This window comes from Oceanobacillus sp. M65 (genome assembly GCF_052246275.1).
GTDB classification, from domain to species: domain Bacteria; phylum Bacillota; class Bacilli; order Bacillales; family Amphibacillaceae; genus Oceanobacillus_B; species Oceanobacillus_B jordanicus.
Window position 1 is genome coordinate 263908 of record NZ_JBQQCJ010000002.1, and the last position, 11827, is coordinate 275734.

Sequence of the window (11827 nt, forward strand, 5' to 3'; positions counted from 1 at the left end):
AGATGGCCTATAAACAGATGGCTAACGTATACGACCGCCTCATGGAGAGTGCACCGTATGATGCCTGGCTTGAATTTACGCAATACATCTTTAAAGAATATGGAAAATCCGTACAAAAAATCGCTGATTTAGGTTGTGGCACTGGTGAGATAACCAAACGACTTGCGATGGAGGACTATCAGGTGATAGGTGTTGATTATTCCTCTGACATGCTAGCATATGCGGAACAAAAGTGTAGTAATGCAGGCCTTAAAGTCCAGTGGTTAAATCAGGATCTAAAAGAATTACAAGGCCTTGGGGATTTGGATGCAGCTATTAGCTATTGTGATGTAATCAACTATATTACTGAGGAAAATGATTTAACAAGCGTCTTTCAAGGAGTGGCGGATAGCCTTAAAGAAGATGGGCTGTTCATTTTTGATGTGCATTCCATCCATCAAGTCGAAAATAACTACGTAAACCAAACCTTTGCAGATGTACTGGAAGATGCTTCCTATATTTGGTTCTGTCATCAAGGAGAGGTGCCAGGAGAAATGTTTCATGAGTTGACTTTTTTTCAGTCTCAAGAGGACGACACATATGTACGATTTGATGAAAATCATCACCAACGGACATATAAACCGAATTTTTATATAAATTTATTAAAGAGGACAGGCTTTAAAAACATAAAAGTACACGGGGATTTCCAGGAGAATGAAGAAATTGACTTGGAACATGCGGAGAGAATCTTTTTTTCAGCTGAAAAAGGGAAGGATAGTTAAACTATCCTCCTCTTTTTTTGTTTGAAGGAATACGAGAGTTGGTATCGAATATAAAAGATATCCCCTAATTTTAATGAAAGGAGATGGAAAACGTTGTTAAAAACAGTAAAAAAAGCGGGGATCTTTATTGTCGCGGCTGCTGTTATGATCCTGTTTCTGTTTCTCTCAAGAGATAATTCTGCTACAGGTGATAAAAACCTCAATCAAGTAACCCCCTCCCAAACGGATGATCCTCCGGACGATACTGAAGATGCCTTTGTCGAGGATGTTTCAATTTATGTCGATATTAAAGGAGAGGTAAACAATCCTGGTGTCTTTGAAGCTACTCCAGAGGAACGAGTCCATGATATGATCCAAAGAGCTGGTGGCTTCACAAATGAAGCTGATCAAACTCAAGTAAATCTTGCACAAAAGGTACATGATGAGATGAGTATTACTGTCCCGACAACCGGAGACGTTATTGAAAATGTGTCCAATAACGAGATAGGCTCAGAAAAGGTACATCTTAATTCGGCTAGCAAAGAAGAAATTGAGACACTGAGTGGGATTGGGCCGAGTAAAGCAGAGGCAATTATTGCTTATCGAGAAGAAAATGGACTTTTTCAATCGTTGGAAGATTTACTTAATGTTTCGGGAATTGGTGAAAAAACAATCGAACAGTTACAAGATTCTATTCAAGTGCCATAACCACTTTATTCCGGTGCAACCGTCCGTAAAACTCTCACTTCCAAACATGAAGTGAAACTGTAAGTTTATAGTGGGAATAAACGGACGCTAACACCCCGATTCGTTCAAATAAAAATCAGTGGGGGAAATGAAAACCCCCGCTGATTGAAGTTTGACTTTATTGACGAACAGAAATAACGAAAGGTAAACTACTAATAGCATATTGAAAAAGGGGACTTAATAATGGAAAGAATATCGTGGGATCAGTATTTTATGGCACAAAGTCAGCTACTCGCATTGAGAAGTACCTGTACTAGATTGATGGTAGGTGCGTCCATTGTAAGAGATAAGCGAATTATTGCTGGTGGCTATAATGGGAGTGTCTCCGGAAGTATCCACTGTATTGATGAAGGCTGTTATGTAGTGGATGGTCATTGCGTACGAACCGTGCATGCAGAAGCAAATGCATTATTACAATGTGCTAAATTTGGGGTACCAACGCAAGATGCGGATGTCTACGTGACTCATTTCCCATGCCTCCAATGTTCTAAGCAATTAATTCAAGCAGGTATTAAAACGATCTATTATAAAGAAGATTATCGAAACAATGAATATGCCATTCAGTTATTTAAAGAAGCTGGCGTTTCTGTGAAAAAGGTTGCCTTGGATTACTTAGCTGTAGATTTAAATTATCAAGAAAAACAAAACTATGTTGACGAGTTGCTTGCTATGTTGTCGGATAGTACCGAGCATAAGGAATTTGAAAAACTAAAAGAGAAAGCGGATGCCTTATTTTCCGCAACAACTAGTAGGGGTTAAGCTTGAAAGGAAACTGGCATATCGTAGCGATGGCTGTCACGGTTAGTATTATCACCGTTCTGACATCGAATTATCTCTTTGTTACCTGCTATATTATATGGCTTGGATACTTATTATTTCAAAGAAGGCTGAGAAAGGTTACGTTACTTCTGGCTTCAGCCTTCCTTTGCTTTTTCCTCCTCTACATTCCAAAGATCCAAGATTCCCAACCTGGATTCTCAGGAACCTCGCTTCCTGAACAAAGCTTTATTGGTCAAATTAACGGGCCGATCGAAAAGAACCCAACACACATCCAATTCACCTTTGAAGATAACGCCACTAATCAACGTTACCTCGTTATGTACTTCCAAAATGATGCTTCAGAAACATTAACCTCATCTCATTTAAAGTCTGGCGCTACTTGCGAATTCCAGGGGGTTCCAGAACGCCCTAATCCGAGTACGAATCCTGGAGAATTTAACTATCGGGACTATTTAGCTTCGAAGAAAATAACGTATCAAGTAAATTTAAACGCTTTACATGACGTTACCTGTACAGGCCAAGACTTATTTCACCGCTTTTACACCTTACGTGAAAATTTATCCACCTATATAGATAAACGAGTATCTTCAAATACGAGTGCCTGGATGAAGGGCTTAGTACTGGGAGATGATTCCGCAATCCCCGAAGATACCATTGAACTTTTTCAACGATGGAGTCTATCTCATCTTTTGGCAATTTCAGGTTTACATGTTGGTTTATTTGTGGCTTTTTTGTATTTCGCCCTACTAAAACTCAATTTGCTTACAAAAGAAAAAGCACAGTGGCTTATACTATTTTTACTTCCTGCCTATGCAGTTGTAGCTGGAGGAGAGCCTTCGATTTGGCGTGCAAGCATGATGGTACTATGTTTTATCCTCTTAAGAAAATTTAAGAGAGCCTTTAGTTACACCGACGTCCTTAGTTTTGTGTTTCTACTATTTGTTTTAATCAATCCTTATATGGTTTACCATGTTGGGTTTCAACTTTCATTTCTCGTTACGCTAGGATTACTTCTCTCACAAAAATGGCTTTCTAATTCAAATTCACTGATAGAACAAGGGTTAAAGATTAGCTTTGTAGCCCAAATGATGATCCTTCCATTGTTGTTCCATCATTTCTACATTTTTCAGCCACTCTCTGTCTTGGTCAACACGCTTGTCGTTCCATATTTCTCTATTCTGATCATTCCCTCCATGTTCCTTTTTCTTCTCATTTCTCCTTTCCCGATTATCAATCTCTTCGATAAGTTATTTTCAATGGCGCAAAATGTACTTTTAACTTTGCTTACGTTCTTTGACGAGCATGTTAATTATCCATGGACAATGGACGGAATGGCAATTGAGTTTGTTGCTGTCTATTACGGGTTATTTTTTGTTTTTATGTATTATGTACAAAACAAAGACAACAAAAATGCATTTGTCGCCGGCTCAACTATCGTGATTTTTGTTTCGTACTTTGTAGCTATACCCTATTTCTCGCCGTATGGAGTGGTTACAATGCTTGATATTGGGCAGGGAGATGCCTATGTTGTTGAATTGCCATACCGCAAAGGAGTTTTTTTAATAGATGCGGGCGCTGGTGTATCGTTTCCTGAACGAACACCAACCAACTCGAAATATAAACAAATTATTCAGCCCTATTTAAAATCGAGAGGGGTTACCAAGCTTGATGCCATTATAATAACGCATAAGGATATTGATCATTCCGGTAGTGTCCAATATTTGGCAGAGGAGTATAAGACAGATCAGATTATAGTGAGTGATTATTATGAGATTGATCAGAGGTCAAAAGAATTATGGAATCAAAAAAATATTGCAGTTCAGCGTGTTAAACAGGGGGATCAACTTAATTTGGGCGGACAACAGCTACATGTGCTGGCACCAATGAATGATAAAGGATCTCCAAATGAAAATTCAATCGTACTACTAGCAGAACTTGGTGGACAATCATGGCTATTCACCGGTGATATTGGCAGAGAGGAAGAAAAGGAGCTTATGCGTTCTTACGAGCATTTATCTATTGATGTATTAAAAGTTGCGCATCATGGTAGTAGTTCATCATCGGATGATGCATTTTTAGACCATATCGAGCCAGAAATTGGGTTGATATCAGCTGGAAGGAATAATAGGTATGGCCATCCAACTGAGGAAGTCATTGCTGGATTGGAGAATATTGAAGCCACGATTTTACGAACAGATAAAGATGGAGCGGTACAGTTTGTATTTACCCAAGAAGCAGGAACCTTTTATAAATTTCTACCATAGGATAACGTATGACCAAAAGCGCAGTGTTAGGTTAAGAAGCAAAGCTAGCCTGATGGTGCTACTTTCATTAAAGAATGCTACGTGCTCATTTTATAACTCCAAGAAAAAAGAGACTGTATCGGAGCAGTCTCTTGGTTAATCAGCACGGCATATTGCTGACTACTTATTACTTTATTCACGTCTAACGGCCGGCTACGCTGATAATGACACCGATCGCAAAAATTAAAGTGAAGAAAATAAATGAAAAAGCAAAGCCTTTAATGGAATCAACTACATCATTGTTTTTGGATTGTACATTCTTTTCAAAATCATTCACTTTTACCCCTCCTATATCACCATTTAGTATAAATTAAAAACGTTAAAAAATCCACTTATGGCTAAATATTTGTTACAGACAATTTATACGTCTCCAATTATAGAAAGACTTAACAACCATACTTTAAGACATGATGGATACTCTATAAAGGAGAACAAATATCGTTTTGCTGATAGTTCCTAGGCCTTGAAGCAAAGCGTTTATATAGATATCGGAGGGAAATAATGAAGTTTATTTCCCTCTAAAAATTCCTTGCTATTCCACCTTTGAAGACGTACCATTATGGTATACATAGTAGTGGAGTGAGTGGAATGAGTTATCTGGAAGTCATGAAAAGTTTGAAAAAAGAAGTTGCTCCGGTTTATATGATTTACGGAACGGAAACATATTTTATCGAGAAACTTAAAAAGGAACTAATAAAGCAGGTGTTAGGTCAGGAGAAGGAAAATCTTTCGATATATGAATTAGATGAGACACCAATTCAAGAGGTCGTTACGGATACGGAAACCTATCCTTTTTTTGGTGGTAGGAAGTTAGTTTTTGCAAATAACCCAGTCTTTTTAAAAGCTAAGCCTGATAAATTATCCTTTGAACATGAGGTAAGTACATTAGAAACATACCTTTCTAATCCTGTTGATTACACGGTCCTTGTGTTGATAGCACCATATGAAAAAATCGATGAACGAAAGAAAGTAAGCAAGCTACTTAAAAAGCAAGCAACAGTGGCAGTATGTAACCCGGTAAAAGAATATGAAGTCAATAAATGGATTAAAGACTTAGCTGTTCAATTTAAAGTGAGCATTGCTCCTGATGCATTGGAAATTTTTGAATCAGAGTTGTCAACTAACCTGCAGATGTTAGAGAATGAATTGATGAAGTTGGCATTATATGTAGGAGAGGATGGAGTTATCACAAGGGAGATAGCAGAACAGTTAATTGCACATACTGCAGATAACTCATCGCTTCGTTTGGTTGATGCTGTAATAGAGGGAGATTTGTATAAGGCAATCTCTATCTCCAAAGATTTGCAGAAATTGAAGGAAGAACCAATTGCCCTAATTGGATTGCTTAGTTTTCAGTTTCGCACCATCTTAAGAGTAAAACTGTTAAAACAGAAGGGTTATACACAGTCCCAGATGCAAAAGCAACTTGGTGTACACCCTTATGTTATTAAAATTGCCTTAAGCAGGGAGAAGAAATTTCAGCTTCATGTGTTGCAACATATAATGGACAAGCTTGCTAATGCCGATGCAGCAATGAAAGTTGGCGGAATGGAAAAAGAGCTTACACTGGAACTTTTGCTTTATGATTTAGTCCAGATAAGATGATGTGGGTCATTGGAGGATTTTGGTCTAAGTAACGAAATTAGTTATTGGTAAGTAAAAAAACGATCCTTAGGGGATCGTTTTTTATTTGGTCTATTAAGCACCGATTGTATTAACTTTTTTAGTCAAACGGGATTTTTGACGATCACCGTTGTTTTGATGAATAATTCCTTTTTGAACAGCTTTGTCAATATGCTTGATTGTTGACTGTAAAGCAGCTTGTGCGTTTTCCGCATCATTTGCTTCTACAAGACGTTCAACACGTTTAATTTGAGAACGCATTTCTGATTTCTGAGCGTTATTTTGCAAGCGTTTTTTGCTGCTTGTTTCTACGCGCTTCATTGCAGATTTAATATTAGCCATTATTTCACCTCCTAAAAGAACTTCAACTTACATTCCAATTCTAATGTATCCCAATCTAATTTAAGCAAAGGCAATGCCTTCATTACTTTGTTAGTGGACAAGAGACATTTTACCAAAGGAACCGATTGTTTTCAATAGCTTTGTTGTCTTCTTCGGCAAATTGTATGTTTTAGGTGAATTTGTCAATTCTAATTACTAATGAGTTCTGAAAGGATGAGAGACATGAATGAGCAACAAGATAAGGTATTTCAAGTCCGTACAGACCTTGCTATTGAAGCAAAGGATATGTACGTGGAAAAGGATCAATCTGATGAAAGAAAGCTAACAGGGGTGACCATTAAAGAGAGAGAGCAAGACAACATAAAGATATCCTATGTTGATATAGACGAAGAGGGAGCCAAAATGCTTGGAAAGAAACCTGGTTCATACATTACCATTTATGCTGATGGTGTAAAAAAACAGGATACAGCCAGGCAGGAAGCAGCGGCTAAAATTTTGGCGAAGGAGTTAGAAGAACTAATCGCCAAAAATAATATAGGACCAGACAGTACTGGTTTAATTGTGGGGTTAGGAAATTGGAATGTTACCCCAGATGCACTAGGACCGATGACGGTTGAGAAAATACTTGTGACGAGTCACTTGTTTAAGCTTCAACAGGAAACGGTCTCTGAAGGATATCGCCCTGTTGCTGCAGTTACTCCAGGAGTGATGGGTGTAACAGGTATAGAAACGAGTGATATCATCTTTGGGATTGTGGAGAAATTAAAACCGGATTTTGTTTTAGCAATTGATGCATTAGCTTCACGCTCTATTGAAAGAGTAAACGAGACAATACAGCTATCTGATACTGGGATTCATCCAGGTTCAGGGGTAGGGAACAAAAGGAAAGAACTAAGTAAAGATACACTTGGTGTTCCGGTAATGGCAATAGGTGTTCCAACAGTAGTAGATGCCGTAACTATTACTAGTGATACAATCGATTATATTTTAAAGCATTTTGGTAGGGAATGGAACGAGAAAGACAGACCATCTAAGGCGCTCGCACCGGCAAGTATGAATTTTGGCGCCAAAAAATTTACAGAGGAAGACCTTCCAGATGATGAAAAGAGACAAACCTTTCTTGGTATTGTCGGCACACTATCTGATGAAGAAAAGCGGAAATTAATTACAGAAGTGCTGACACCGATTGGTCATAATCTAATGGTAACACCAAAAGAAGTAGATGGATTTATGATTGATATGGCAAGTGTTATTTCTAATGGTATTAATGCAGCACTTCATGAAAAAGTAAATGTCGACAATTTTGCTTCCTATTCGAGATAGTAAATGACTCTCTATTAAAGTCATAGCATTCTAAAAGAATTAGTTCTACTTCCGAAACACAGCTCATAGAGTTAACTATAGAGTTGGATTTCGGGAGGTTAGATGTATGCTGCGGAGAAATAAAGGGATACAGACTTTATATAAAAGAGGTGGGCTATACTTGCTCGGTATCATCGTACTATTTATTGGTATCGGGATACTCACCACCATAAAGCCAGCTTACCGATTATCATCAGAAGTCATTACCAATTTGACCAGTGATATCGATAGCTCTACCTTCCTCTATCTACTTGGAATGGAAAATAGAGTCTATAGAGAAGCATATCCAGAGGACAAAAGGATGCCAAAAATATCTTCAGCATTATTACAAGTTGCAACTAGTGTAAAGCCAAATGATCCACGAAGCCTTCTCGGCAATGAATTACCTGGATTTTCGGAGTTTGACAGTCGTATTCTGATCGCTGGAGAAGGCACTAACTATACAAATTTACCAATGGAATCATCTCCCCCTTTAGAGGATGTTCTAAAAGATCGTAATGCAGTAGTCAAAGAAAGCGAAGGCAATGTAGAAGAGGATAAGGAGAAAATTGAGGAGACAGAAGATACGCCTACCACAGGTGATCGAGATGTCGTTTATATATACAACACACACAATAGAGAGTCCTTTTTGCCGCACCTTCCTGGTGTGACAGATCCAAATCAGGCGAGTCACAAAGAAGTTAATATAACAATGGTGAGTGATCGTCTTGCTGAATCATTAGAGAAAAATGGTATTGGTACCAGTGTAGATGATAGTGACATTATGAGTATACTGAATGGCAAGGGTTGGGGCTATGGAAAGTCATACGACGCTTCTCGGGAAGTCGCAGCTGAGGCACTGGCAACAAATAAGGAAATCCAGTATGTCTTTGATTTGCATCGTGATTCGATTGCAAGGGAAAAAACAACCAAAAAGCTAAATGGAGAGAATTACGCCCGGATCATGTTTGTAGTGGGATTAGAGCACCCAAATCATGAAAAGAATCTAAAAGTCGCCACGGAACTTCATCATCTAATAGAGAAAAAGTACCCTGGTCTGAGCCGTGGGGTAATAACGAAAGCTGGCGCTGGTGTGAATGGTATTTATAATCAAGATCTTACGGAAAATGCGTTATTAGTAGAGGTTGGTGGAGTGGGAAATAATATGGATGAGCTTTACCGATCAGCCGATGCAATTGCAGATGTGTTTAGTGAATTTTATTGGGATGCCGAGAAAGTTGATGCCAATGCGGAAGGGGAGTAATCGATGTTACGTTCAATCGTTGTCTTGTTATTGCTCGCTGTCTTTTTCCTGACGGGGATGCTATATGGCCTCAATAAGGACGAAGCAATGATCCTTGAAGAACCGAAAGCAGAACAGCTTGATGAATCGAAGGAAGAGCTACCTGTTTCGGGGAATGAGAAAGAGACAGAAGAGTCACCTGATAATTCTGCTACCTCTCTCCAAATGGAAGAACCAACAAATCTTACCCAAAAGACGGCTTCTATAATGGAGGCCGGTGTTAAAGGCTTTTATGAAGCAATTGTACAGATTATGTACCAAATCTCACAGATCTTTTTTTAGGGGGGGAGCAAGGATGCTTATAACATCTTTGCTTTTTTTCGTTCTATGAAAGGATGCGTTCACACATGCTACCTTTCAATACTAGCGAGATTTTCTCAACTTAACAAAGAAGATTTGCTATAGATTTCAGCCAGAGACTTTCTTTCTATCTCATAAGTCAGGTGGTGACGCTTTATTCGTATTTCGATATTTCTTGAATATAAGGCAGGCTATTGCTATAATCAATGCTAGCCCTTATCGTTGTTAGAAGTAGGAGTTTTTAAGAGGTTGCTCCACCCGAGTTATAGATTATTATTTGATAGTGAACTTAAAGGGGATTCATAATCCTTATATAAAGTGAAACTTCAATCAGTGGGGGTTTTCATTCTTCCCCCACTGATTGTTAGTTGAGCGAATCGGGATGTTAGCGTCCGTTTACTCCTACTAACGGTTTCACCTCATGTTTGAAGTGGGAGTCTTACGGACGGTTACACCGGGATAAATTACAACGATAAATTTGGAACTTTTATCTAATTTAAGATAAAAGGCGTGTAGGAGTGAACACCAATAATGGCAAAAAAACAGAGAAATGTCCGTAACTTTTCAATTATCGCCCATATTGACCACGGCAAATCTACGTTGGCCGATCGGATTTTGGAAAACACCAAAGCGATAACACAACGCGAAATGAAGGATCAGTTACTGGACGCAATGGACCTTGAAAGAGAACGCGGTATTACAATTAAATTAAATGCAGTTCAGTTGGAATACACAAGTAAAAGTGGAGAAGAATTTATATTTCATCTAATTGACACACCGGGACATGTGGATTTTACATATGAAGTTTCTAGAAGTTTGGCTGCCTGCGAAGGAGCAATCCTAGTAGTGGATGCAGCCCAAGGGATTGAAGCACAGACGTTGGCCAATGTTTATCTAGCATTAGATAATGAACTAGAAATAATTCCAGTAATTAATAAAATTGACCTCCCGAGTGCGGATCCAGAACGTGTGAAGCAGGAATTGGAAGATGTTATTGGCATTGATCAGGATGACGTTATTCTAGCAAGCGCCAAATCGAATATCGGTATTGAAGACATTTTGGAACGGATTACCGAAGCGGTCCCTGCGCCAGCGGGAGATGTTGAAAAGCCCCTTCAAGCATTAATTTTCGATTCATTATACGATTCTTATCGTGGGGTTGTTGCCTATGTATGTATTAAAGAAGGATCTGTAAAAGTTGGAGACAAAATACAGATGATGGCAACCGGAAAAACATTCGAAGTGAATGAGCTAGGTGTTTTCGGACCGAAGCCTATTAGTAAAAAGGAACTTACAGTAGGAGATGTAGGTTTCCTAACAGCCTCCATTAAAAATGTTGGGGATTCTAGAGTTGGGGATACCATTACACTTGCTAATAGACCTGCTACAGAGCCGTTACCAGGCTACCGCAGACTGAATCCTATGGTATTCTGTGGTCTTTATCCTGTCGATTCGAATGACTATAATGATCTTAGAGAGGCGCTTGAACGACTTGAATTAAATGATTCTTCTCTACAATACGAACCTGAAACATCACAGGCATTAGGCTTTGGTTTCCGCTGTGGTTTTCTTGGTCTATTGCATATGGAAATTATTCAGGAACGAGTTGAGAGAGAATTTAATATTGATTTAATAACTACTGCTCCTAGTGTAATCTACGAAGTTGAGCAAACGAATGGAGAACTGATGGAGATAGATAATCCATCATTAATGCCAGATCCTCAACAAATAAGTCAAATTCGAGAGCCATTCGTCAAGGCTACGATAATGGTACCTAATGAGTACGTGGGTGCGGTTATGGAAATAACGCAGAAAAAGCGCGGGCAATTTATTGATATGGAATATTTAGATGACATTCGCGTTAATGTAGTATATAACATTCCTTTATCAGAAATAGTGTATGATTTCTTTGATCAACTAAAATCTCAAACAAAAGGGTATGCATCTTTTGATTATGAGTTAATTGGTTATAGAGAATCTACATTAGTTAAAATGGATATTCTTCTAAATGCAGAAACGATTGATGCGCTTTCCTTTATTGTTCATCGTGATTTTGCTTATGAAAGAGGAAAGCAAATTGTCGACAAATTAAAAGAACTTATTCCACGCCAGCAATTTGAGGTCCCTGTTCAAGCGGCGATTGGGAATAAAATCGTAGCCCGTTCCACTATTAAAGCAATGCGTAAAAATGTGCTAGCTAAATGTTACGGTGGGGACATATCACGGAAACGTAAATTATTAGAGAAACAAAAAGAGGGTAAAAAACGAATGAAGATGGTAGGCTCTGTTGAAGTGCCACAAGAAGCATTTATGGCCGTCTTACAAATGAATGATGATTAATCGTAAAG

11 protein-coding genes are annotated in these 11827 nt (G+C 38.5%); 9 read left to right on the plus strand and 2 right to left on the minus strand.

Annotated features, from left to right (window positions below; translation table 11 throughout):
- The first annotated feature begins 2 nt into the window (after window positions 1-2).
- From ACTWPF_RS08865 to ACTWPF_RS08880, 4 genes are all read left to right on the plus strand, one after another.
- On the plus strand, window positions 3-761 hold the full coding sequence (locus ACTWPF_RS08865) for a class I SAM-dependent DNA methyltransferase (protein WP_443148997.1): 759 nt from the start codon (window positions 3-5) through the stop codon (window positions 759-761).
- A 93-nt stretch (window positions 762-854) separates the two neighbouring features.
- Window positions 855-1448 carry a helix-hairpin-helix domain-containing protein gene (locus ACTWPF_RS08870; protein WP_443148998.1) on the plus strand — a complete coding sequence of 198 codons (594 nt, stop codon included), beginning with the start codon at window positions 855-857 and terminating at the stop codon, window positions 1446-1448.
- Between the two features lie 222 nt (window positions 1449-1670).
- On the plus strand, window positions 1671-2246 hold the full coding sequence (locus ACTWPF_RS08875) for a ComE operon protein 2 (protein ID WP_106896982.1): 576 nt from the start codon (window positions 1671-1673) through the stop codon (window positions 2244-2246).
- Between the two features lie 2 nt (window positions 2247-2248).
- On the plus strand, window positions 2249-4531 hold the full coding sequence (locus ACTWPF_RS08880; protein ID WP_443148999.1) for a DNA internalization-related competence protein ComEC/Rec2: 2283 nt from the start codon (window positions 2249-2251) through the stop codon (window positions 4529-4531).
- Window positions 4532-4712: 181 nt separating this feature from the next.
- Here the strand turns inward: ACTWPF_RS08880 and ACTWPF_RS08885 are convergent, their stop codons facing one another.
- On the minus strand, window positions 4713-4847 hold the full coding sequence (locus ACTWPF_RS08885; RefSeq protein WP_036572483.1) for a YqzM family protein: 135 nt from the start codon (window positions 4845-4847) through the stop codon (window positions 4713-4715).
- Between the two features lie 311 nt (window positions 4848-5158).
- Between ACTWPF_RS08885 and holA the strand changes: the two genes are divergently transcribed.
- The gene (gene holA / locus ACTWPF_RS08890; protein ID WP_238018797.1) at window positions 5159-6175 is read left to right on the plus strand and encodes a DNA polymerase III subunit delta; all 1017 of its coding nucleotides are present in this window, start codon (window positions 5159-5161) and stop codon (window positions 6173-6175) included.
- 93 nt (window positions 6176-6268) lie between these two features.
- Here holA and rpsT read toward each other — a convergent pair whose 3' ends face one another.
- The gene (rpsT, locus tag ACTWPF_RS08895; RefSeq protein ID WP_106896979.1) at window positions 6269-6535 is read right to left on the minus strand and encodes a 30S ribosomal protein S20; all 267 of its coding nucleotides are present in this window, start codon (window positions 6533-6535) and stop codon (window positions 6269-6271) included.
- A gap of 222 nt (window positions 6536-6757) precedes the next feature.
- Between rpsT and gpr the strand changes: the two genes are divergently transcribed.
- The 4 genes from gpr to lepA all read left to right on the plus strand — a co-directional run bounded on the left by gpr (window position 6758) and on the right by lepA (window position 11819).
- A complete protein-coding gene (gene gpr / locus ACTWPF_RS08900; protein ID WP_443149000.1) occupies window positions 6758-7858 on the plus strand; it encodes a GPR endopeptidase in 1101 nt (366 codons plus the stop codon).
- Between the two features lie 106 nt (window positions 7859-7964).
- Window positions 7965-9140, plus strand: a complete 1176-nt coding sequence (spoIIP, locus tag ACTWPF_RS08905; RefSeq protein ID WP_238018801.1) for a stage II sporulation protein P — start codon at window positions 7965-7967, stop codon at window positions 9138-9140.
- 3 nt (window positions 9141-9143) lie between these two features.
- Window positions 9144-9461: a hypothetical protein gene (locus tag ACTWPF_RS08910; RefSeq protein WP_238018803.1), complete on the plus strand. Its 318-nt coding sequence runs from the start codon at window positions 9144-9146 to the stop codon at window positions 9459-9461.
- A gap of 549 nt (window positions 9462-10010) precedes the next feature.
- Entirely contained in the window at window positions 10011-11819 is a 1809-nt protein-coding gene (lepA, locus tag ACTWPF_RS08915; protein ID WP_106896975.1) for a translation elongation factor 4, read from the plus strand.
- Window positions 11820-11827: the final 8 nt, after the last annotated feature.

What these genes read in the sequence shown, in the direction of transcription:
- ACTWPF_RS08865 (WP_443148997.1), top strand. Translation starts at nt 3, where the DNA reads ATGGCCTATAAACAGATGGCTAACGTATACGACCGCCTCATGGAGAGT.
- lepA (WP_106896975.1), top strand. Translation starts at nt 10,011, where the DNA reads ATGGCAAAAAAACAGAGAAATGTCCGTAACTTTTCAATTATCGCCCAT.
- ACTWPF_RS08875 (WP_106896982.1), top strand. Translation starts at nt 1,671, where the DNA reads ATGGAAAGAATATCGTGGGATCAGTATTTTATGGCACAAAGTCAGCTA.
- ACTWPF_RS08910 (WP_238018803.1), top strand. Translation starts at nt 9,144, where the DNA reads ATGTTACGTTCAATCGTTGTCTTGTTATTGCTCGCTGTCTTTTTCCTG.
- spoIIP (WP_238018801.1), top strand. Translation starts at nt 7,965, where the DNA reads ATGCTGCGGAGAAATAAAGGGATACAGACTTTATATAAAAGAGGTGGG.
- rpsT (WP_106896979.1), bottom strand. Translation starts at nt 6,535, where the DNA reads ATGGCTAATATTAAATCTGCAATGAAGCGCGTAGAAACAAGCAGCAAA.
- holA (WP_238018797.1), top strand. Translation starts at nt 5,159, where the DNA reads ATGAGTTATCTGGAAGTCATGAAAAGTTTGAAAAAAGAAGTTGCTCCG.
- gpr (WP_443149000.1), top strand. Translation starts at nt 6,758, where the DNA reads ATGAATGAGCAACAAGATAAGGTATTTCAAGTCCGTACAGACCTTGCT.